This is a genomic window from Cognaticolwellia beringensis (genome assembly GCF_002076895.1).
Lineage (GTDB): Bacteria > Pseudomonadota > Gammaproteobacteria > Enterobacterales > Alteromonadaceae > Cognaticolwellia > Cognaticolwellia beringensis.
This window is the reverse complement of record NZ_CP020465.1, coordinates 413,713-436,645: the sequence shown is the minus strand read 5'-3', so window position 1 is coordinate 436,645 and position 22,933 is coordinate 413,713. Positions and strand designations below refer to the sequence as shown.

Sequence of the window (22,933 nt, the reverse complement as noted above, 5' to 3'; positions counted from 1 at the left end):
TGTTATTTTCTTAACAACTCTAATAATTCATTGGTTTTTTCTTGCATTAAAGCAATATTGCCTTTCGATTCTACATTAAGCCTAACAACAGGCTCGGTATTTGAGCTTCTTAAGTTAAAACGCCATTCAAAACTTCCACTGTCATTTACAGTGTTAAATGCTAGCCCTATACCGTCGGTATAATCAATATCAACTGCCTGTTCACTATAGTGATTTAAAACTCGTTCAATCGCTAACTTAGGGTTTTCGAGTTTTGAATTTATTTCGCCTGAACTAGGAAAAGCTGCAATACGGTTTTTCACCATTTCAGATAATGCTTGTTTTTTTACTGATAATAATTCGGCGACCAATAACCAAGGGATCATGCCACTGTCGCAATAAGCAAAGTCACGAAAATAATGATGAGCGCTCATTTCGCCACCATAAACCGCATCTTCTTCACGCATGCGTTCTTTAATAAAGGCATGGCCAGTTTTAGACATAATAGCTTCGCCATTATTCTCTTTAATAATTTGCTCTGTATTCCAGGTTAAACGTGGATCGTAAATTATTTTTTGACGTCTTGAATTACCACTAGTATCTTTTTTCAAAAACGCTTCAGCTAATAAACCAACAATATAATAACCTTCAATGAATTCACCTGTTTCATCAAAAAGGAAGCACCTGTCGAAATCCCCATCCCATGCTATGCCCATATCCGCGCCGTGCTCACGAACTGCTTTAGCGGTATCTTCTCTATTTTCTATTAGTAATGGGTTCGGAATACCATTAGGGAAATTACCATCGGCATCATGATGCACTTTAATAAATTCAATAGGTATATTGAATTTATTAAAGGCTATCTCTAATGCATCAACAACATGTCCTGCAGCACCATTACCAGAGTTAACCACTAATTTAAGTGGCGTGATATTACTTGGCGTTATATAGGTCAGCAAATGCTCAACATAGGCATCTAAATTAGAAATTTTTTGATATTGCCCTCTTGGGCTTACTTGCTTAGTTGCACCGTTATCTTTCCAGGGCAGACTTTCGGCCAGTGCTTTAATTGCATTTAAGCCAGTATCACCACTAATCGGCTTAGAATCTTCTCTAACCAATTTCATACCATTGTAGTTCATCGGGTTATGACTGGCAGTTACTTCCACACCACCACACATAGCCAAATTTTTAGTGGCAAAATAAATCTCTTCAGTGCCTGTCATGCCAATATCAAAAACATCAACACCTTCATCACGTAGCCCATCAGAAAATGCTAGTTTTAATGCCTTTGTTGTTAAGCGAATATCGCCACCTATCACGACCCTTTTAGGCTTAAGGTATAAAGCATAAGCACGTCCGATTCGATAGGCTATATCTTCATTAAGCTCAACACCTAACTCTCCACGAATATCGTATGCTTTAAAACAACTAAGTTCAGTCATGTTAATCTCCTTATGCTCGGCCGTATCGGTCTTCAAAGCGCACTATGTCATCTTCGCCAAGATATGAACCTGATTGAACTTCTATTATTTCCAAGGGTAATTGACCGGGGTTTTCCAAAGCATGAACCACACCAATAGGTATGTAAGTAGATTCATTCTCTGTTACTAGGAAGGTGTTATCGCCATTTGTTACTTTTGCCGTACCTGATACCACTATCCAGTGTTCAGCTCTATGGTGATGCATTTGAATAGAAAGCTTTTCACCTGGTTTAACCGTTATCCGTTTAACTTGATAACGACTACCATTATCAATAGAGTCATATTTACCCCAAGGGCGATAAACTTCGCGATGATTTTTAAACTCAGTTCGACCTTCTGCCTTTAATTGCTCAACAATTTTCTTAACGTCTTGCACTTTATCTTTTGTCGCAACAAGTAATGCATCCTTGGTGTCGACTATCACTAAGTTATCAATGCCAACCGTTGCAATTAGCCTTTCGCCACCTTGAATTAAAGTGTTAGTCGTTTCATGATTTATACTGTCGCCAGAAATAGCGTTACCGTTAGTATCTTTGTTATTTACATCCCATAATGCAGACCAAGAGCCAATATCACTCCATCCCGCATCTAATGTTACTACAACGGCATCTGCTGTTTTTTCCATCACGGCATAATCTACTGATTCATCGGGACATTTTTCGAACTCTACTTGATCAATTCGGATAAAGTCAGCATCATTTGAGGTATTTGCTAAAGCATTTTCACATGCTTGATAAATATCGGGTCTAAACTGCTTTAACTCTTCTAAATATCGACTTGCTTTCATTAAAAACATGCCGCTATTCCAGTAATGCTCTTTACCTTCAAAATATTGAGTTGCTAATTCTGTACAAGGCTTTTCGACGAATGCATCTACTTGGTAACCATCGTTATCAATTTCTGTACCACGTTTAATATAACCGTAGCCGGTATGTGCTTCTGTCGGCACTATACCAAAGGTAACTAATTTACCCTTTTCAGCTAAAGGAATCGCTTTATTGACAGCTGCAATAAACGCTGCTTCATTTTCGATAACATGATCTGCTGCTAATACTAAAATTAAATTATCTTTTGATTGCATAACAATATTTGCAGCTAAGGCTATAGCAGGAGCCGTGTTTCTGCCAACTGGCTCTAAAACAATAGCACCTGATTGATTTATGCATCGTAGTTGTTCTGCAACGATAAAACGATGTTCTTCATTACAGATTACGACCGAACTTTCAACCGACAAACCCGAAAGCCTATTTAAGGTTTGCTGAAGCATGGTTTCATCGCCATTTAACGCTAGAAACTGTTTCGGGTATAACGAGCGACTTAATGGCCATAATCGAGAGCCTGAGCCACCAGCCATGATAACAGGTGTGATCATATGTAATTTCCGTTTAAAATAATGTCAATTAACTATTTAAGAATGCATCAGCGCGTTTATTCTCTTGAAAATACCACTTACTATGATTATGTACGCTTTCATCTTCTAACAGCTCTTGTTGATAAAACCATTTGTATTTCGAGTGCTGTTCAAGGGGTAGCAAAGCTAATTCACCTTCAAACATTATTTCATAGGCAAGCACAATGTAATGCGTTGAAAAATCGTCATCTGAGAAGTTATCGTCATAAAAATGCTGATAAAGACCTAAAAAGTTTGTGTTTGCGCTGCTAAGCCCTAATTCTTCTTTTATCAATCTTTTGAATGCAGTTTCAATGGTTTCATCTTTCAAAATTCTTCCGCCAGGAACAAACCAATTATTTTGCGCAGGTTTATTTGTGCGTTTACCTAGTAATACGTTTCCTTGGTCGTTTCGAACAACTAAGTCAATTGATACTAAAGGTGTAGATTCAACTATTTTTTTAAAATCTGTTGGGGATAATTTCATAAATTTACACAAAAATTAATTTTTAAAATAATAAGTGTTGAAACGTATTACATTGAACTCATTTGATAATCAGTTTGAGTCTCATTACTCGTCATACTTCCAACTAAAGTGTCGAGCATATTTATTATAAAGAATAAACATCAGCACAAACAAAGCCAGCTCTATACTTTCGGGCACTTGGAAATATTCACCTAACACTCCGATCAATGACATAACGACTGAAGCTATTGAAATGACCAATAATGTTTGACGTGATGACAAGCCAGCACGTTGCAATATGTGGTGTAAATGATCACGATCTGGTTTAAAAGGGGATTTACCTTTTCGGTAACGTCGCATAACTATTGCTAGCATATCCATTAACGGTATTGCACATATCCATAAAGCGGTTACTGGTCTAAATGAGGCGTTTTCACCTTGCGTGCCAATGGTTAATAACCAAATAACGCTTAGGCCGATAAACATGCTACCAGCATCGCCCATGAATATTTTTTTGGTATATTTTTTAAAATAGCCCAGATTAAACATTAAATAAGGCAAGGTTGCTGTGGCTAAAATTAACGGATAGGTTAAATAACCACTATTACCACTCATTAAAAATAATACTGCAATAGCGGTGAAAGTATTCAGGCTTAAACTACCCACTAAACCGTCGATACCATCTACCATGTTATAAGCATTTATAACTACAATTATGGCAAAGTAGGTAAATATTATACCTAATGGCCCTAACTCGATATTACCTAAGCCAAACAAGTTACCTAAGCTGGCAATATAACCGCCAACACCGTAGATCATTAAACTGGCGATAATAATTTGCCCAACAATACGAATACGTACTTTAAGGTCAAATTTATCGTCAAGTGCGCCAATAAACACCATCATCGCTGAGGCAATTAAGTACATTCGCAGTTCTAAGGTATTAGGCAGCCATAGCAAGCTTGCTGCTAACACTGCAGCAAATATAGAAATGCCACCGATAAGAGGAATTTGCCCTTCGTGATGCTTTCTTGCATTGGGTTTATCAACTAAACCAACATCTACTGCAATGGGCTTGAATAATTTAATCGCCAAAAAAGCAAAACAAAAAGCGCTTAAGGCGGTTAAGGCAGTTATTATCATCTAAATATACTCCTATTTACCTAGCACTTGGCTTGATTGGGTTGGCTGAACTGAATCAGATTCATTTTTATTACTAATTGATGAACTGTTACTCAGCTTAGTAGTCGCTCCTTTATTAGTAAAGTAACGTATTAGTACAATTAGCACGGATAAAATTCCACCTAGCATAGTACCTAACACAACAATTAAAGCTCGTTTAGGTTTAGCTTTTTCTTCAGGTGCATTGGCGGGATCAATCGTTTTTAACACATACTCTAGCGACACTTCTGCTAACATGATGGTTTTAGTTTGTTGTTCAATTAGCTGATAAAATATCGTTTGCATATCGGCTAACTGTGTTTCTTTCAGTTTTGCCGTTAAATAATTGATGCTACGTTGTGCTTCGGCTTTATCTTGCTCACGCATTGCCTCGTTAATATCACTCACCAACCATAGTAGCCACTGCGTGGCAATTTCAGGTGAATAATGCTCAATAGCTAGCGTTATCATGCCTGTTTCTTTATCTGGGGTTATTGATAAAATCTCTTTGAATGCTTTATAAGCCTGCCAAGGCGATGGCTCAGGTTTTCTAGTTGCTTTTACTTCTCTTACCCATGTTTTAGTTGTTTCGTTATAAATTTCATCATCAATTATCAAGGTATTGGCGTTTAGATCCCAATTTTTGGCTGCCATTAAAGGCACTAATAACTGGTGATTATTAATGAATTTTTCTAGAAACACTCTAGACTTTAACACTTCGAGCGCAAGGCCGGTTTTGTCGGTGCCACCGCCGCCTAAATTAATACCAGCTAAGCTTGCTAAACCGCCGAACTGCCCAGCCATTTTGGCTAAACCACCCGCGCCACTTTGCTCACTGGTTGGTGATAATAAGGTAGTCGCTTGATATATATTAGGTTGATTAATCGCATACAGTATTGACGAAATAGCAAATAAGCCACTGATAGCAATAATCAACAGCTTACCTGACCAGATAGCTTGCCACAGCTCTGCTAGGTCAATTTCGTCGTCTTCGGGGAGGTGATGTTGCTGATAAAATTCGTTTGAATTCATTGCTTTGACTTCATCTGAAGTACTTCCTTGCAATTTTTTACTATTCACAATAGCTCACATTTAAGTTCATTTTAATAACTATTCCTCTAGGCATTTAGTTTGACACTTAATTCATGCCCAAGTGAGGGCGCATTATAACAAGATACTGATGTTTTTTAAAAGTGCTTTCTTAATTTATTATTGAGTAATCACAACGTATTATCTTCGTTTTTAACTATCTACAACGTTATCTTTACTAAAAGCGTCACTGTTAAGTCAAATTTACATATAACTTTGATATTTAAGCTAAAATGTTAAGCAAGCTTACTTTATTTAACCAGCCTAAATAATTAGCTTCTATGACTGACAGCTAAAAACTGTCAGCTAAAAACTTACAAACTCCCTATAGCTGCTACGGCTACCGCTGAATTGTAAATAATTTGTGTTACGGCTGACCACAAGGTTAAGCCGTCTTTATATTCTAAATCAAGCGGAATAACGATGGTATCTCCTGGCGATAAGCTATCACTGTTAAGAGAAAACCAGTTGTCATTACTGGCAAGTTGTACTGAGCCATCGGCTTTAATAATATAAATACGCTCTTGATCAGCACGGGGTTTTAATCCACCTGAACGTGCAATATAGTCGTCGAGTGCAAAACCGGTATTATAGAGATTTGATGTCGCAAATTGCACTTCACCGATCACACTAATTGACTCGCGAGTTTTCGGAATATACAGAGCGTCACCATCGTCCAAGCGAATATCACCTACTTTACTATCGGTTAATATCCGTGGTAAATCGATTACTAAACGGCCAACGGCTTCAGCTACGTTTAGTTTACTTATCAAAGTTTTAGACTCTACAAGTGCAGCACCATTACGGTCTTTATCAGTTAATTGTATTTGTGCGCTTTCACTTTCTAACTGAGCTTGTAGTTGCGCTATTTTTTCTGCTTCTTGTTTTTTTAACGCCTGACGAGTAAAAATAGCCGCTGAAGCGTCAGCTTCTGATGTTAAACCACCCGCGCGTGCAATAACACTGCTTAAAGTTTCACCTTTTTGTAATACATAGCTACCGGGGAAAACCACTTCGCCAGCGAGTTTAATTTCGCGTTTATCTTGCCATTCAGGTATACGTTTAACATGTAAAGTATCAAGTGATTGTAATAAAAAATCGCCAGCAAGAGTTATATTTTGGTGAGTTATTTCAGCGTTTTCTCTGCCGTCATGACTAAACCTGACTAAATCTGCGTCTAGTAAATAACTTGACTCGTTTAAGCCACCGGCTAAATTGATTAATTCGCTACTGGTCATATTAACAACATAAGGATATTGGCCAGGAAAGTGCACATCGCCAGTAATAGTCACCACGTTTTGCGCTAAGCTTTTATCAGCCTGTTGACGTAACTCAGTAATAAGCTCTGTTAGTAGCGGCTCGCGCGATTCATTACGGTTAAATAGAAACAACCTATCTAGCGCTGATAGCGGCAAGTTCAGCGCCTTATCGTCGCTTAAGTCAATATACAACACCTGAGTATTTAATTGCCGATTTTTCCTTGCCAGCAACGCATATTGCAATTCAGCGTTTTGCGTATAGCCCATGCCGGCATTGAGCAAGTCTTTAACATTTGCTTGCTCAGTTAACGGATACTGTCCAGGGTTACGTACCGCACCTTCAATACTCACAATATTGGCCGCTTCTGCTAATTCGGTTTGCGCTTTTAATACGGTAAGTAACGGAGTTAAACTTTCGCTGCGGTTACGCTGTTTGTTGAACACGTAAACCGTATCTTCTGCTTGTAAGCTAAAGTCTGAAGCTGGTGTTTGCTGTTTAATATAATCGGCATAATTAACACTATAACTGCTTAATTTACCGGTAATTGGGTTTTTACGGGTGATTAAAATATACTCAAGATCTGGTTGAGCTTTAAAGTCATTAATATTGGCAAGAATATCGCTTAATTTAAGCTTGTTATGCCAGCCATAAACACCTGGGCGCTGCACATGGCCTTTAACGGTAATACTTTGCTCGAGCGCTGATAATACCGAGCCTACTTCAATTACATCACCATTTTTTACTTTACTGTTTTGGCCCGTTAATAAATTAACACTGATCACTGAGCGTAAACCGCTGTTGTTGATACGGCCAATTTTTCCTACTTTTTCGTAAGCAGTCGCTTTTACGCCCCCTGCTAGCTTAATAACCTCACCAATGCTTTGCTCATTTTTAAGCTCATAAATTGCCGGACGGTTGATTTCGCCTTTAATTCCCACTGTTGAACCGACTGTTGGTATAAACACCACATCGCCGGCCATTAAACTGATATCACCAGAAGTATCACCTGCTAATAGCAATTGATATAAATCTAATTCGGCAATGACTTTGCCACGGCGTTTTACTTGAATGTTTCGTAATGAGCCAATGTCGTTAATACCACCCGCAGCATATATTGCTTGGGTAACCGTTGCTAACGAGCTTAAGGTGTATGATGCAGCACGATAAGCCTCGCCAAGCACAAATACGCGAATAGAGCGTAATTCGCCCATAGATATATTACTTTTAACGCCTATTTTTCGCTCGTCAATTATGCTGGCGAGTAAGTTTTTCGCTTCACTAAAACTTTGCCCTGCGACATTAACCGGTCCTAATTGTGGGATATCGATATTACCTTGACGGTTAACGGTTAAGTTATATGAAACGGTTTCTTTACCGTAAAGTTGAATGGATAAGCTATCACCGGGACCTAACACGTATTCAGATGGGATAGGCACATCTGACACTGGTGCAAAAGTTGACGGTTCGCCAGCAAAAAGCTCATATCCGAACGCTTCGAGCTTTAAGTTGCCTACACTGGCGCTAAACTGCAGGCTGTTAGTGTCAACACTGCTTTGAGTGGGATTAAGTTGCGGCTGTACTTGAGCCATGGTCGTGTTATCTCGCACCGGTACTAGCTCTGTAAGCGTAGGAGATGCTTGTGCGCTTGCTTTGTTTCCAGAAGTTCCCAAGCCGCCTAGCGAAGATAAATCAACCCCCATACTTTTTGCTAAAGCTTTTTGTTGGCTAGGAGAGAGCTGTTTAAATTGTTCAATTTTCGCTTGACTGATCTCAGCAGAAAAAGTACTAAAAGCGGTGGTGAAAAGTAGAGATATTAAGGTGACTTTTACAGTATAAAACTTCATTTAATTAACTTCTAATTATTAACAACTTATTATTAGCTGTCAGTATTAAGCTGTCAGCTGTCAGTTTTTGGCTTTCGTTATAAGGAGTCTTTTATTTGCTTGATTATATCCTTATAATTTCGCGGAGCTTGCTCTATAGTAAGTCATGACCTTGCTAAAAATAAGCACCGAGAATAAATTAGTTATTTGGTTTAGTCAAATATTTGATATACCAAGGCATGGCTTTATCGATACCTTGTTGAATGCGATATTCTGGCTGGTAGCCAAGCATTTCTTCAGCTTTTGAGATGTCCGCCTGTGAGTGTCGAACATCGCCGGCTCTAAAATCTTGATAATTTGCTGTTTTGGCATAGCTCACTTCATTAGTCGCTAAAGCTGTTACTAGACTGTTAAAAAGTTCATTCAATGTTGTTCTATCGCCAAGGGCAACATTATAGACTTGGTTTTTACCGCTATCTTCTGCTGTCGCCGCTAATATATTCGCTTGTACAGCATTTTCGACAAAACAAAAATCACGGCTGGTTTCACCATCGCCATTTATAAATAAGTCTTGGTTTTCTATCATTGCTGCGGTCCATTTAGGGATTACAGCGGCGTAGGCACCATCTGGGTCTTGGCGCTTACCAAACACGTTAAAATAGCGTAAACCTGTGGCATTTAAGCCATAGGTTTTATTAAATACATCAGCATAAAGCTCATTAACGTATTTAGTCACTGCATAAGGTGATAATGGTTTACCAATAGTATCTTCTACTTTCGGCAATGCCGGGTGATCGCCATACGTTGAGCTTGATGCCGCATAAACAAAAGTGGCTACTTTAGCGTCTTTTGCTGCCGTTAACATATTAAGGAAACCGGAAATATTAGTCGAGTTAGTTAATATAGGATCAGCGATTGAGCGAGGCACAGAGCCAAGTGCGGCTTGGTGTAAAATGTAGTCTACATTTAGGTTTTCAAGTGTTAAGGCTTGCTGACAGTCTTCAAAATTTCGAATATCGCCTTTAATGAATGTAAAGTTTTGCCATTGCTGTGTTGATACTTCAGATTTTACTTCGTCTAAATTATGTTGATGGCCGGTAGCAAAGTTGTCTAAACCTATAACTTTTTGGTTTAAGAGTAATAATGTTTCTAGTAGGTTTGAACCAATAAAACCGGCGACACCGGTAACAAGCCAAGTTTTTGGTGATTGTATAAGCTGTTTTTTTATTTCATCATACTTTGACATTAGTACATCCGTTTAGCTGTTTAATTTTTTATAGACTGGTCTGTGCCGTTCGCACAGGTTACAGTTTTTTAGAGAGCTGTTAGTTAATAGTTAAATACAGCTTTCATATTTTTTGTTTCGGTTTTGACCGTTTTGTTCGGTGATGTCTTTTTATTTGACGGGCTGAAGCCCGACCTACAGTGTATTGCCTTTGCCCTTGTAGGTTGGACTTTAGTCCATCAGGTTTTAAATTTTGTTCTTTTGACGGCCTGAAGGCCGACCTACAATATGCTGCTTTTGCCTTTTGTAGGTTGGACTTTAGTCCATCAGGTTTTAAATTTGTTCTTTTGACGGGCTGAAGCCCGACCTACAATACAGGTTTTAAATTCTGTTCATTTGACGGCCTAAAGGCCGACCTACATTGTATTGCTTTTGCCTTTTGTAGGTTGGACTTTAGTCCATCAGGTTTTAAATTTTGTTCTTTTGACGGCCTAAAGGCCGACCTACATTGTATTGCTTTTGCCTTTGCTTTTGCCCTTGTAGGTTGGACTTTAGTCCATCAGGTTTTAAATTTGTTCGTTTGACGGCCTGAAGGCCGACCTACATTGTATTGCTTTTGCCTTTGCCTTTGCCCTTGTAGGTTGGACTTTAGTCCATCAGGTTTTACATTTGTTCGTTTGACGGGCTGAAGCCCGACCTACAATACAGATTTTAAATCTGCGTTATAAACGCATATCTACTGACTCTTTCGGCAATATATACTTTAAATCATATAGCACGTGATGTTTTTTACCAAGTTTGCGAATTTCATCTACACCTAGGCTCTTAAATTCATTGTGAGCTACGGCAAGAATAATTGCGTCGTAATGGCCTGCTTGTGGCTTTTCTGTCAGGCTTAAATTATATTCATGCTCGGCTTGTGCGCTTGAACACCAAGGGTCGGTAATATCAACATTGATATTATATTCTTTAAGTTCGCTAACAATATCAACAATTTTGGTATTGCGTAAATCAGGGCAGTTTTCTTTAAAGGTAAGGCCCATAATCAACACGTTGGCGTCTTCCACCTGAATACGTTTATGTAGCATATGTTTTACTAATTGAGAGACTACATAAGCGCCCATGCCGTCATTTAAACGACGGCCGGCGAGTATCATTTCAGGGTGATAACCTACTGACTGAGCTTTGTGTGTTAAGTAGTAAGGATCAACCCCTATGCAGTGACCGCCTACTAAACCTGGACGGAATGGTAAAAAGTTCCATTTTGTGCCGGCAGCTTCTAACACTTCTAAGGTGTCGATATTGAGTTTGTTAAATATAATCGATAATTCGTTAATTAAGGCAATATTAACGTCGCGTTGCGTGTTTTCAATAACTTTTGCAGCTTCGGCCACTTTAATTGAACTGGCCTTGTGGGTACCGGCAATAATGATAGAGCGATATAAGTCATCAACTATGGTGGCTATTTCTGGCGTTGAACCCGAAGTAACTTTTAAAATATTGGTGACACGGTGTTCTTTATCGCCCGGGTTAATTCGTTCAGGTGAATAACCTGCGTAAAAGTCTTTATTGAACACTAAACCTGATACTTTTTCGACTACAGGGATACAAGCTTCTTCCGTTGCACCTGGGTAAACTGTAGATTCATAAATAATAATATCGTCTTTACTTACCACTTTACCTAGCATTTCGCTGGCTTTGATCAAAGGTGTTAAATCAGGTTGCTTATGATCGTCGATAGGCGTTGGGACAGTAACAATATAAACGTTAGAGTTTTTTAAGTCTTCTGGTTGGCAAGAGTAAGTCAGGTTTGTTGTTTCGGCTAACTCTTCATCGCTAACTTCAAGCGTACTGTCGGTGCCATTATTTAATTCCGCAATACGTGCTTGATTGATATCGAAACCTAAGGTTTGATATTTTTTGCCAAATTCTACTGCTAAGGGTAAACCAACATAGCCTAAGCCGATGATGGCAATTTTTACATTTTTTAAGTCACGTATCATTTTGCGAATCCTTTACCTATATTAGCCGATTATATTTTTATGTTATTTATCTATTCAATATACGTTGATCACATTGTAGGTTGGGCTTTAGCCCATCGTTTTGTGGGTATATATGCCAACTTAAATGACCAATATTTAAATTCTATCCTTTCTCATCTGTCATCTGTAGGCTGGGCTTTAGTCCATCAAGGTAAATGCCTGCTTAACTGCTGACGGGCTAAAGCCCGACCTACAATACAGATTTTAAATTTTGTTCGTTTGACGGGCTGAAGCCCGACCTACATTGTATTGCTTTTGCCCTTGTAGGTTGGACTTTAGTCCATCAGGTTTAATATGTTCTTTTGACGGCCTAAAGGCCGACCTACAATACAGGTTTTAAAATTTTGTTCTTTTGACGGCCTAAAGGCCGACCTACAATATAGGTTTTAAATTTTGTTCGTTTGACGGCCTAAAGGCCGACCTACAATACAGGTTTTAAATTTGTTCTTTTGACGGGCTTGAAGCCCGACCTACAGTTATTAACCTTGCTAAATACCGTTTATTGCTGCGACGGCTACAGCTGAATTATAAATAATTTGTGTTGCTGTCGACCATAATGTTAAGTCACTCATATATTCAGAGTCTAGAGGTACTACTATGGTGTCGCCTGGTTTTAATGAGTTGTCTGCGGTGCCTGCAAACCAGTTATTATTTTCTACCATTTTAATGCTACCACCGGCTGAAATAACGTAAATACGCTCAGCGTCAGCACGTTTTTTAATGCCACCACTTTGTAAAATATAGTCTTCAGCTGACATGGCGCTGTTATATAAATGCGATGAGCCTACTTGTACTTGACCAATAACATTAATTGAATTTTTCTTCGTTGGCACAAAAAGCACGTCGCCGCCTTCGAGCAATACTTCCGTATTATTTGCTGCCATTAAATGAGGTAGGTCAATCACTAAACGGCCGATAGGTTCTACATTAGTAATATCAGCCAGTAGTTTTTGGGCATCGTCGTAGGATGCTGAAGTGCCTTTTTCGGTTAACGATTTAGACGCCATTTCAATACGTAGGTCACTGGCCAGTTTGATGAGGTTTTTCTGCTCTAATTCTTTTAACTTTTGACGAGTAAATACTGAGGCATCAGGGTGAGCATATTCAGTTAAACCACCGGCTTTAATGACTAAATCAGCCAAGGTTTCGCCGCGTCGAATGGTATATTTACCCGGAAATACAAATTCGCCACGTAGTTCAACCACATGATTTTCGCTCCAGGCTGGAATTTTGTGCACATTCAATCGGTCTTTACTTTGCAACGCTATATTAAAGTCTTTATTTTCTTTTAAGGCTAAGCCTAAATCGACATCTAATGATATTTTTGTTGCACCTTCTACCGTTAGGGCATTACGAGTAATTTCTGCTCGCGCTAAATAAGCCGACTCTTTCACACCACCAGCGGCTGATAATAAATCACTGATTTTTGCATTTTTTGCTAACGGATAAATACCCGGAAACTTAACTTGGCCATCGACTTCAACCAATTGAATGGGTTGGCCAGAAGCACCTTGTTGACGAAGTTTTCTTAACACGGGGGCTAATAAACGCGGTCGAGAAAACAGGCCCATTTCACGAATATCAATTTCGCCGTCTAAAGCGCCACTCGTTATTTGCACTAAAGATTGATTAACTAATCGTTCTGCTTCTTCTGTTGCATTAGTGTCGGCTGAAAGCTGAGATGCATTACCGCCGTATTGTTGCCAAAATGATTTTTCTTTAAATGATACTTTCGCTTGTTGACGCTCTTTGGCAAAAAGTTGCTCTTGGGTATAAGCGAGTTCGTCTAGCGATATTTTTTCATCGACTGATTTAGTGACGTTAGAAAAGATGAGTAGTTTGTCGTTCGGCAATAGTGTTAAGTTTTCAACTGGGTCTGATGTTGATTTATTCAGCGCTTTCGCTAAATTAAATTGTAATACTTCAATGTTTCTGGCTTTATCTTTTTGACGCACAATTAAGCCATAGCTTAAATCTGCCGAAGGTAATATATGCGTATCTAAACTCGGTAATAAATCAGCTATTTTAAGGCCTTGCTGCCATTGATATTTACCTGGGCGTGAAACCGCGCCAATAACCGTAATTGATTGTTCGTACATCCCCGAACTTTTTAGTACGCGAATATAGTCACCACTTTTCAGTAATTTTGCACGCGCTTTGCTATCGGTTAAATCAACATTGATGATGTTACGTAAACTTTGCTCGTTGTAACGTTCAACCATGGTTGATTGTGGATAAGCTGACGGTAATAGGCCACCCGCCATTTCTATAATATTATTGAAGTTATCTCCGGCTTTTAGTTCGTATATCGCTGGTCGTCTTACTTCACCTAATATTGAAACACTTTGACTTTGTGTTGGAATAAACACAACATCGCCCGATTGCAATAAAATATCACTTGAGGAATCGCCGCTTATTAACAAGTCGTATAGGTCAACCTTTTGTACGACTTTACCCGCACGCTTTACTTCAATATTACGTAATGAACCAATATCGCTAACACCACCGGCGGCAAATATAGCGTGGGTAACACTTGAAAGTGAACTTAAGGTGTAAGGACCTGGTTTGTATGCGTCACCCAAGACAAAAATACGCATAGAACGCAATTCAGCTAAGCTAACAACAACATTAACACCTATAATGCGTTGTTGAATTTTTTCAGCAAGAAACTGTTTCATTTCTTCAAACGCTAGACCCACAATTTTTATGGGTCCAACATTAGGAATTAATATATTGCCTTCTCGTGATATTGGCAGTACGTATTCAGCATTTTCTTTACCGTATATTTGTATCGATAATTGATCGCCAACCCCTAATATATAGTGTTTCGGAATAGCGATATCCATGGTAGGGGAGAAGGTACTTGGCGCATTAGCAAAAACGTCCATACCAAACCTTTCAAGCGGTTTTAATAATTCTGTATCGTTTTCAAATACAATGGCGTCTTCTTGTTTTTCTTCGTCACTTTCAGCCTGTGGTCTTGGCATGACCTGCGTAGATGACAACTTTGTTTGTTGATTATTATTGTCCGATATTTGCCCCAGGACGGTATCTAAGTCAACTCCCATGCTTTGCGCTAGAAGCTGTTGCTGTGCTTTTGGCAAGTTTTTAAATTGCTCAATTTGCTGTTGGCTAATTTGCGCCGCGAATGAACTAAAAGAGCATGTAAAAACAATAAAAAGGCTGATCAGTAAACGAATAAAGTGAATCATTGGCGCGTATTTCTTCCTATATACGGGGGATAGTACTTAGATTTAAAAGTAAAACAGCATGGAGTTTACCAGTAAGTGTACTTTGATTAAAGTAACTTTTTATTAACAGCATCATCATGATAAAGCTTGGTTAAATGTATAAGACTTTGTGCTTTAATCGCTAAAATTATGTTAAAAAATAATTAACATTTACTTTCAATCAGGTACTTTTAATAACATTCTGCATTATAAGCTGCTGGCAACGGATAACTTTGTTTACAATATCTTGCTTTTGGTAACAAATTTAACTTAAAAGTTAATATAAACCTTAGCACCATCAACCGCACTAAACTTGCAACAACCTAGAATTTCTTCGTTAACGGCAACAATAATATATTGAGTTAATTGCTTATTTTTTCTGTGAGGTCTTTAGCGATAACGGAAAGTAATGATTTAACATAACAAAAATTGAGCAGTTAACCGTCATTAACAAAAGATTAACCTGTCAGACTTGCCTTTCGAGGCTAGCAAAGGTATAAAACGGGCTGATTAATAAAATTTCTAATTTACCTAAACACAATCAACCCGATATATACCCGCTTAGCGCTGAAATTGCATATTGCAGTGGAACGGGTATATATTCATGTTGAAACAAAAACAATTTTAAGCCGTGTTTGGTCTTACCTATCGAGGATATTATATGAGTACCCATAATTCAGAGGCATTTTTTGGCCATCCGGGGGGGTTGAAAACACTTTTCGTCACAGAAATGTGGGAACGTATGAGCTATTACGGCATGCGCGCATTACTGGTTCTTTTTATGACCGCGTCGTTACAAGATGGTGGTTTAGCGATAACAATTGCGTCGGCAACTGCTATTTATGGTTTATATACCGGTACCGTGTATTTCATGGGTCTACCTGGCGGTTGGATAGCTGATAGATTACTGGGTGGTCAAAAAGCGGTTTGGTATGGTGGTATTATCATCATGTTCGGCCACATAGTATTAGCCATTCCAAATGACAAAACATTCTTTATCGGTTTAATTTTAGTTATTTTAGGTACGGGTTTATTAAAACCAAATATTGGCGCTATGGTTGGCCAATTATACAGTGAAAACGATAAGCGCCGTGATAGTGGCTACGCCATTTATTACATGGGCATTAACTTAGGTTCTTTCATTGGTTATTTAGTTTGTGGTTATTTAGCTTCAGATTTTGGTTGGCATTATGCCTTTGGTGCTGCTGCAATCGGTATGGCAGCAGGTCTTATTCAATATAGATTGACCACACCAAAATTAGAAGGCGTAGGCGCTAAGCCTGTAGCACCTTTATCTGCAAAAGGTCAGCGTAATAGTTGGTTAATTATTTCGGCAACGTTAATTGCAATTGCGATAATCACCGTATTAACGTTTGAAGGTATTGTGGTTATAGACCCTATTGCCACTGCACAATATGTTGCCATGGCATTTACCTTAATTTTCGTGGTTTATTACGCCATTATTTATTTTTTCAGCGATTTAACCGGTAATGAAAAGAAAAAATTGTGGGCACTATTACTTATTTGTATTGCCTCGGCTTGTTTCTGGTCTGGCTTTGAACAAGCGGGTTCTTCATTAAACTTATTCGCACGTGATTATACTGACCGTATGATAGGTTCTTTTGAAATTCCAACGGCATGGTTTCAGTTCTCAAATTCTATGTTTATTATTCTGCTTTCACCTTTTTTCGCCGCATTTTGGATTAAATTAGGTCAAAGAATGGTGACACCTGCGTACGGTATTAAATGTGCTGCCGGTTTAATTATTATGGCAAGTGGCTTTATTGTGATGTTTTTTGCCGCACAATATGCAGCAACGGGCTTACAAGTTGCGCCGGGTTGGTTAATTACCACTTACTTCCTTCATACAGTTGGTGAGTTATGTTTAAGCCCTATCGCCTTAAGTGCGGTAAGTAAATTGTCTCCAAGAAGATTTGCTGGTCAAATGATGGGGATATTTGTTTTAACGTACTCAATTGGTAATATTATTTCTGGTTTACTTGCTGGTAATTATGATCCAAATAACGTTGAACAAATTCCATCGTTATATATTCAAATCAGTTTATTTAGTATTGGTATTGGTATTATTATTCTACTGGTTGGCTTGAAATCTAGATTCTGGGAAGCGTTAAAAACAGAAGAAGATGACACTGCAGCGCCAATGAAAGATACTAGCAGCGCAAGATCTACTGCATAATTATTTTATATAATAAATATTAAAAATAGCCAACGACACGTTGGCTATTTTTTTGCCTATAAAAAATCATCATCAACCTAAAATAGCCTTCACATTTTGTAGGTCGGCCTTTAGGCCGTCAAAGCCAAACCCCAATCCAACAAAACAGCCTTCGCATTTTTGTAGGTCGGCCTTCAGGCCGTCAAAGCCAATCCCCAATCCAACAAAACAGCCTTCGAATTTTTGTAGGTCGGCCTTCAGGCCGTCAAAGCCAACCCCCACAATAGATAAAACATTTTCAAAGATATTCACCCAAACAAAATCAACACAAAACACAGTTAAATTCCATTTAACCTGACGGAATAAATTCCGACCTACAAAAAACACACCCTCCAACATAGCGTTCGCATTTTGTAGGTCGGCCTTTAGGCCGTCAAAGCCAATCCCCAATCCAACAAAACAGCCTTCGCATTTTTGTAGGTCGGCCTTTAGGCCGTCAAAGCCAATCCCCGTTATAGATAAAACATTTTCAAATAATTCACCCAAACAAAATCAGCACAAAATACAAAACACAAAAACAGTTAAATTTCATTTAACCTGACGGAATAAATTCCGACCTACAAAAAACACACCCAACATAGCGTTCACATTTTGTAGGTCGGCCTTTAGGCCGTCAAAGCCAATCCCCACAATAGATAAAACATTTTCAAATAATTCACCCAAACAAAATCAGCACAAAATACAAAACACAAAACACAGTTAAATTCCATTTAACCTGACGGAATAAATTCCGACCTACAAAAAATACACCCAACAATATAGCGTTCGCATTTTTGTAGGTCGGCCTTTAGGCCGTCAAAGCCAATCCCCGTTATAGATAAAACATTTTCAAATAATTCACCCAAACAAAATCAGCACAAAATACAAAACACAAAACACAGCTAAATTTCATTTAACCTGACGGAATAAATTCCGACCTACAAAGATATACTCGAACATGGCTATTTCTTTTTTTGTCAGTTTCTTGTAGGTTGAGCTTTAGCCATCATTTGGATGACAGTATAATTTAGCCATTAAAATTATTTTCCTTAAGAAAAAAACGTCATTAATTATGCCCACACGAAATAAAATAAGACAATTGATCAGAACAAAACGCCAGAGTCTAACTAACATTGAGCAGCAGCAGTTTTCGAACGATTTACTCTCCCAATTAACCGCAAGGGCAGATGTACAAGCGGCGAAGAGCATTGCCATTTATTTAGCAAACGACAGTGAGCTTGACGCTATGCCATTTATACAATGGTGTTGGCAGCAGAAAAAAAACATCTATTTACCGGTTATTCATCCCTTTAGCCCAGGACACTTATTATTTCTTCATTATGAAGAAAACAGTGATATGAGAGCCAATACCTACGGTATTTTAGAACCTAAGCTCGATATACGCCTGATAAAAAAAGTTAACGAAATAGATATAATTTTCACGCCTTTGGTCGCATTCGATCAAACAGGCAATCGTTTAGGCATGGGAGGTGGGTTTTACGATAGGACATTGTCATCGTGGTATTCGCAATATCGCCTTGAGAATGAAGGGAAAAATTTTAATGAAAGAAAGTTAACTAAACCTTACCCTATAGGTCTAGCGCATGACATTCAATTAATAGCCGCAATACCCTCTCAGCTCTGGGATATCCCACTACCTGAAATAGTAACTCCAACTATGCAATATAAATTCAACATACATAAATAAACGCTAATTTAGTTAATACTGTTGTTATAATAGTAGGAAAGAATAGCTGTAAGCTATCAGTTTTAAGCTTTCAGTAAAGACTAACCATCACTTACTGATAGCTGACAGCTTAAAACTTAGAACTAATTCTATTTACTAACAGCTTCTAATTTAACACTTAAAGAGATTTTTATGACTCAAGATGACATGAAAAAAGCGGCGGCTATCAAAGCCCTCGACTATATCAAAGCAGATACTATTGTTGGTGTCGGTACTGGCTCAACGGTGAATCACTTTATCGATGCCCTTGCGACTATCAAAGATAAAATTATTGGTGCGGTTTCAAGCTCTGATGGCTCAACCGAACGTTTAAAGTCTTACGGCATTGAAGTGTTTGATCTTAATAATGTTGACGGCATTGATGTATATGTTGATGGCGCTGATGAGATCAATCCTCATATGCATATGATAAAAGGTGGCGGTGCCGCCCTTACCCGCGAGAAAATTGTTGCTGCCGTTGCTAAAACTTTTGTTTGTATTGCTGATGATACTAAGCAAGTGCCTATGTTAGGACGTTTTCCATTGCCGGTGGAAGTGATACCTATGGCACGTAGTTATGTTGCTAGAGAGCTGGTGAAATTAGGCGGGGATCCTGCTTATCGACAAGGCGTTATTACCGACAATGGTAATGTTATTATTGATGTGCATAATTTAGAAATACTCGATCCTAAAGCACTAGAAAATAGCATTAATGCTATTGCAGGAGTTGTTACTAATGGCTTGTTCGCTAATCGTCCAGCAGATGTCTTAATTATCGGCACTGCTGATGGTGCAAAAATAGTAAAATAACACTTTAGAGTTTATACCCTATATGGTAGTTTAGATATCTAGCCATCTAAACTTATATTAATAAGTAAATGTTTGATCGAGAGAAGATAAACTATCATGAGCAACAATTCACTAGCGAAAGACAAAATTAAGATACTACTTCTAGAGGGGGTTCATCAAAGTGCCCTTGAAGAGCTTAAAAACAAAGGCTATTCAAATATAGAGTATCTAAAAACCTCACTTTCAGAAGCAGAGCTAATTAAAAAAATTGCCAATGTGCATTTTATTGGTATTCGCTCTCGTACTGACTTAAATAAGAATGTTTTAAGCCACGCTAAAAAGCTTGTTGCTATTGGTTGCTTCTGTATTGGCACCAACCAAGTAGATAAAGCTGCTGCACAATCTTTAGGTATTCCGGTGTTTAACGCGCCGTTCTCAAATACCCGTTCAGTCGCTGAATTAGTTTTAGGCGAAACCTTACTATTATTACGTGGTATTCCTGAAAAAAGTGCTCAAGCACACCGTGGTGTTTGGAATAAATCTGCCGCAGGTTCAGTTGAAGCCAGAGGCAAAACTTTAGGTATTATTGGTTACGGCCATATTGGTATGCAACTAGGCATATTAGCTGAAACTTTAGGTATGAGAGTTCGATTTTTCGATATTGAAACTAAATTGCCTTTAGGTAACGCTAGCCAAGCTCCAACCATGACGACATTGTTGAAAGAAGCTGATGTTATTAGCTTACACGTCCCTGAAACCCCTCAAACGAAAAATATGATGGGCGCTGCAGAATTTGAAGTAATGAAAGACGGCGTGATCTTTATTAATGCTTCACGCGGCACTGTTGTTGATATTGATGCCTTAGCAGAAGCCTTAAGCAGTAAAAAAGTTGTCGGTGCGGCTATCGACGTATTCCCAGTTGAGCCAAAAAGTAACGATGAAGAGTTTATTAGCCCTTTACGTGCCTTCGACAACGTGATTTTAACGCCCCATATTGGTGGTAGCACTAAAGAAGCACAAGAAAACATTGGCCTTGAAGTCGCCAGTAAACTTGCCAAGTATTCAGATAATGGCTCTACTTTATCAGCAGTGAACTTTCCAGAAGTATCATTACCTGGGCATATTGGCACCAGCCGTTTATTACATATTCATCGTAATCAGCCTGGAGTTTTAACACAAATCAACCAAATGTTTGCCAATCATAACATCAACATTGCCGCGCAATATTTACAAACAGCCGATCAAATTGGTTATGTGGTTATTGATATTGAAGTGGAAAACCGTGAACTCGCATTGAAAGAGCTAAAACAGATTGACGCTACTATACGCGTTAGATTGTTAAACTAGTTTAAAGAAGTATCTAAAGCTGACAGTGTATCGATCGCTGTCAGCTTTTAGTTTTCAGAAAGACATAGCTGTCAGAAAGACATAACTTTCAGTTTTGAGCTGTCAGCTTTCAGTTAAAAACCAAACCAAACCAAGCTTACAGTTTAAAACCGAGCACTTTCTCGTGTTTTTTCTTTTGAACATACTGACAGCTTAGAACTTAGAACTAATTCTATTTACTGACAGCTGATAGCTATCTGTTATCAGTTAAGATTCTAAAACTTAAAGATCAAAAACATACATGCCCAGGCGGCAATACCTGCCACAATATCGTCTATCATAATACCAAATCCGCCATGGCAGTTTTTGTCTAGATAAGAAATGGGCCAAGGTTTTAGAATGTCGAAAAATCTGAATAATGCGAAACCGACAAGTACTGTTTGCCAAGTGATTGGCATTAAGAACATGGTGATCAAAAAGCCAACAAACTCATCCCATACTATTGCACCATGATCGGGTACCCCAGCATCTTTTGCCGCTTTATCACAAATGTAGATACCGGCAATGCTCATCAATACCAATACAGCCAGATAAAGGGCATTACTGAGTGGTGCAAATAATAGCAATAATGGAATGGCGGCTAAGGTACCAAAGGTGCCAGGCGCTTTAGGCGCTAAGCCACTGCCAAAACCTAATGCCAAAAAATGAATGGGATTTGACAGTCGAAAGTTTGCTGTAGATTTTTTCATGCTTAATCTTTTCTATTAGAAAAATGTTCGAAACTTTTAGCATGAATAGCGACAGGCTTATTATTTAATGTAGTGGTTATTTTTTCACTGCGGTTAATCTGCCCAATACAAGTAATCGTGTTTGTTGTATTGGCTAAAGACGTTTCCATACCGACTTTATTATCTTCAGATACCGTAAATAACAATTCATAGTCATCGCCACCGGCTAAGGTCATTTCAAACGCTTTTTCTAAGCCAACCGTATCTCGCAATGCATTGGAAATTGGCAGATCATCTAGCACGATATTAGCGCCGACTTTAGATGCAGTACAAATATGACCTAAATCTGCAATTAAACCGTCAGACAGGTCTATTGCCGAACTTGCATAGCCTCGGAGTGCTTGTCCCGCAAGAATTCTTGGTGTTGGAAAGTCTAAGCTACGCTGAACACTTTCTCTATATTCTGGGGCAACGTCCACCTCTTTGAAAATATGTTTCAGGGCTAATGCTGCATCACCTATTTCACCGGTAACATAAATCCAATCACCGGCCTTAGCGCCTGTGCGCATAAGATGCTTACCTACCGGCACTAAACCTTGAGCTGTAACTGTAATGCTTAAAGGTCCTTGCGTGGTATCGCCACCAATTAATTGCACGTTATAAAACTCGCACAAATCAAAGGCACCACGACAAAACTCTTCGACCCATTTTAAATCAACTTCTGGCAAGGTTATCGCCAAAGAAATCCAGGTTGGCTCGGCTCCCATAGCTGCTAGGTCTGATAAATTCACCGCAATTGATTTATGGCCAATTGCGCGTGCGCTGGTTTCATGTGGAAAATGAACGCCAGCGACTAAGGTATCTGTAGTTATTGCAATATTTTGACGCTCAGAGGGGCTGACGATAGCGCAGTCATCACCAATACCAAGTACAACATCCTTGCGTTTAATCGCCTGCTCACTAAAGAAGCGCTTGATCAATTCAAACTCTTTCATATTAC

At 38.7% G+C, this 22,933-nt stretch carries 16 protein-coding genes; 4 read left to right on the top strand and 12 right to left on the bottom strand.

The features are described from left to right. Nucleotides 1–2 precede the first annotated feature (2 nt). The 9 genes from B5D82_RS01845 to B5D82_RS01805 all read right to left on the bottom strand — a co-directional run bounded on the left by B5D82_RS01845 (nucleotide 3) and on the right by B5D82_RS01805 (nucleotide 15,131). On the bottom strand, nucleotides 3–1,424 hold the full coding sequence (locus B5D82_RS01845; RefSeq protein ID WP_081148761.1) for a phosphohexomutase domain-containing protein: 1,422 nt from the start codon (nucleotides 1,422–1,424) through the stop codon (nucleotides 3–5). Nucleotides 1,425–1,434: 10 nt separating this feature from the next. Continuing rightward, a complete protein-coding gene (locus tag B5D82_RS01840) occupies nucleotides 1,435–2,835 on the bottom strand; it encodes a mannose-1-phosphate guanylyltransferase/mannose-6-phosphate isomerase (protein ID WP_081148759.1) in 1,401 nt (466 codons plus the stop codon). A gap of 28 nt (nucleotides 2,836–2,863) precedes the next feature. After that, nucleotides 2,864–3,340 (bottom strand): GDP-mannose mannosyl hydrolase, encoded by a 477-nt coding sequence (locus B5D82_RS01835; RefSeq protein ID WP_081148757.1) that lies wholly within the window; start codon nucleotides 3,338–3,340, stop codon nucleotides 2,864–2,866. An 84-nt stretch (nucleotides 3,341–3,424) separates the two neighbouring features. Beyond that, nucleotides 3,425–4,462 (bottom strand): UDP-N-acetylglucosamine--undecaprenyl-phosphate N-acetylglucosaminephosphotransferase, encoded by a 1,038-nt coding sequence (gene wecA, locus B5D82_RS01830; RefSeq protein ID WP_081148755.1) that lies wholly within the window; start codon nucleotides 4,460–4,462, stop codon nucleotides 3,425–3,427. A gap of 12 nt (nucleotides 4,463–4,474) precedes the next feature. Then, nucleotides 4,475–5,512, bottom strand: coding sequence for a Wzz/FepE/Etk N-terminal domain-containing protein (locus B5D82_RS01825; protein ID WP_081154240.1), 1,038 nt, complete (start codon nucleotides 5,510–5,512; stop codon nucleotides 4,475–4,477). A gap of 371 nt (nucleotides 5,513–5,883) precedes the next feature. Further along, nucleotides 5,884–8,673: an SLBB domain-containing protein gene (locus B5D82_RS01820; RefSeq protein WP_081148753.1), complete on the bottom strand. Its 2,790-nt coding sequence runs from the start codon at nucleotides 8,671–8,673 to the stop codon at nucleotides 5,884–5,886. Between the two features lie 178 nt (nucleotides 8,674–8,851). After that, a complete protein-coding gene (locus B5D82_RS01815; protein ID WP_081148752.1) occupies nucleotides 8,852–9,898 on the bottom strand; it encodes an NAD-dependent epimerase/dehydratase family protein in 1,047 nt (348 codons plus the stop codon). Between the two features lie 701 nt (nucleotides 9,899–10,599). Beyond that, entirely contained in the window at nucleotides 10,600–11,880 is a 1,281-nt protein-coding gene (gene tviB, locus B5D82_RS01810; protein WP_081148750.1) for a Vi polysaccharide biosynthesis UDP-N-acetylglucosamine C-6 dehydrogenase TviB, read from the bottom strand. 527 nt (nucleotides 11,881–12,407) lie between these two features. Continuing rightward, entirely contained in the window at nucleotides 12,408–15,131 is a 2,724-nt protein-coding gene (locus tag B5D82_RS01805; protein ID WP_081148749.1) for an SLBB domain-containing protein, read from the bottom strand. Between the two features lie 679 nt (nucleotides 15,132–15,810). Here B5D82_RS01805 and B5D82_RS01800 point away from each other — a divergent pair. Next, nucleotides 15,811–17,346, top strand: coding sequence for a peptide MFS transporter (locus tag B5D82_RS01800; protein ID WP_081148747.1), 1,536 nt, complete (start codon nucleotides 15,811–15,813; stop codon nucleotides 17,344–17,346). A gap of 72 nt (nucleotides 17,347–17,418) precedes the next feature. Here B5D82_RS01800 and B5D82_RS01795 read toward each other — a convergent pair whose 3' ends face one another. Continuing rightward, a complete protein-coding gene (locus tag B5D82_RS01795) occupies nucleotides 17,419–17,871 on the bottom strand; it encodes a hypothetical protein (RefSeq protein ID WP_081148746.1) in 453 nt (150 codons plus the stop codon). Nucleotides 17,872–18,436: 565 nt separating this feature from the next. Here B5D82_RS01795 and B5D82_RS01790 point away from each other — a divergent pair. From B5D82_RS01790 to serA, 3 genes are all read left to right on the top strand, one after another. After that, nucleotides 18,437–19,072 carry a 5-formyltetrahydrofolate cyclo-ligase gene (locus tag B5D82_RS01790; protein WP_081148744.1) on the top strand — a complete coding sequence of 212 codons (636 nt, stop codon included), beginning with the start codon at nucleotides 18,437–18,439 and terminating at the stop codon, nucleotides 19,070–19,072. Between the two features lie 171 nt (nucleotides 19,073–19,243). Continuing rightward, nucleotides 19,244–19,900 carry a ribose-5-phosphate isomerase RpiA gene (gene rpiA / locus B5D82_RS01785; protein ID WP_081148742.1) on the top strand — a complete coding sequence of 219 codons (657 nt, stop codon included), beginning with the start codon at nucleotides 19,244–19,246 and terminating at the stop codon, nucleotides 19,898–19,900. Nucleotides 19,901–19,996: 96 nt separating this feature from the next. Beyond that, complete coding sequence (serA, locus tag B5D82_RS01780) at nucleotides 19,997–21,226, top strand: phosphoglycerate dehydrogenase (RefSeq protein ID WP_081148741.1); 1,230 nt, start codon at nucleotides 19,997–19,999, stop codon at nucleotides 21,224–21,226. Nucleotides 21,227–21,480: 254 nt separating this feature from the next. Here the strand turns inward: serA and B5D82_RS01775 are convergent, their stop codons facing one another. Both B5D82_RS01775 and thiL read right to left on the bottom strand, forming a co-directional pair. Beyond that, entirely contained in the window at nucleotides 21,481–21,954 is a 474-nt protein-coding gene (locus B5D82_RS01775; RefSeq protein ID WP_081148739.1) for a phosphatidylglycerophosphatase A family protein, read from the bottom strand. Between the two features lie 2 nt (nucleotides 21,955–21,956). Then, nucleotides 21,957–22,928 carry a thiamine-phosphate kinase gene (thiL, locus tag B5D82_RS01770; protein WP_081148737.1) on the bottom strand — a complete coding sequence of 324 codons (972 nt, stop codon included), beginning with the start codon at nucleotides 22,926–22,928 and terminating at the stop codon, nucleotides 21,957–21,959. Between the last annotated feature and the right edge of the window lie 5 nt (nucleotides 22,929–22,933).

What these genes read in the sequence shown, in the direction of transcription:
- rpiA (WP_081148742.1), top strand. Translation starts at nt 19,244, where the DNA reads ATGACTCAAGATGACATGAAAAAAGCGGCGGCTATCAAAGCCCTCGAC.
- B5D82_RS01800 (WP_081148747.1), top strand. Translation starts at nt 15,811, where the DNA reads ATGAGTACCCATAATTCAGAGGCATTTTTTGGCCATCCGGGGGGGTTG.
- B5D82_RS01790 (WP_081148744.1), top strand. Translation starts at nt 18,437, where the DNA reads ATGCCCACACGAAATAAAATAAGACAATTGATCAGAACAAAACGCCAG.
- B5D82_RS01815 (WP_081148752.1), bottom strand. Translation starts at nt 9,898, where the DNA reads ATGTCAAAGTATGATGAAATAAAAAAACAGCTTATACAATCACCAAAA.
- B5D82_RS01825 (WP_081154240.1), bottom strand. Translation starts at nt 5,512, where the DNA reads ATGAATTCAAACGAATTTTATCAGCAACATCACCTCCCCGAAGACGAC.
- serA (WP_081148741.1), top strand. Translation starts at nt 19,997, where the DNA reads ATGAGCAACAATTCACTAGCGAAAGACAAAATTAAGATACTACTTCTA.
- B5D82_RS01835 (WP_081148757.1), bottom strand. Translation starts at nt 3,340, where the DNA reads ATGAAATTATCCCCAACAGATTTTAAAAAAATAGTTGAATCTACACCT.
- B5D82_RS01775 (WP_081148739.1), bottom strand. Translation starts at nt 21,954, where the DNA reads ATGAAAAAATCTACAGCAAACTTTCGACTGTCAAATCCCATTCATTTT.
- B5D82_RS01845 (WP_081148761.1), bottom strand. Translation starts at nt 1,424, where the DNA reads ATGACTGAACTTAGTTGTTTTAAAGCATACGATATTCGTGGAGAGTTA.
- thiL (WP_081148737.1), bottom strand. Translation starts at nt 22,928, where the DNA reads ATGAAAGAGTTTGAATTGATCAAGCGCTTCTTTAGTGAGCAGGCGATT.
- wecA (WP_081148755.1), bottom strand. Translation starts at nt 4,462, where the DNA reads ATGATAATAACTGCCTTAACCGCCTTAAGCGCTTTTTGTTTTGCTTTT.
- B5D82_RS01820 (WP_081148753.1), bottom strand. Translation starts at nt 8,673, where the DNA reads ATGAAGTTTTATACTGTAAAAGTCACCTTAATATCTCTACTTTTCACC.
- B5D82_RS01840 (WP_081148759.1), bottom strand. Translation starts at nt 2,835, where the DNA reads ATGATCACACCTGTTATCATGGCTGGTGGCTCAGGCTCTCGATTATGG.
- B5D82_RS01805 (WP_081148749.1), bottom strand. Translation starts at nt 15,131, where the DNA reads ATGATTCACTTTATTCGTTTACTGATCAGCCTTTTTATTGTTTTTACA.
- tviB (WP_081148750.1), bottom strand. Translation starts at nt 11,880, where the DNA reads ATGATACGTGACTTAAAAAATGTAAAAATTGCCATCATCGGCTTAGGC.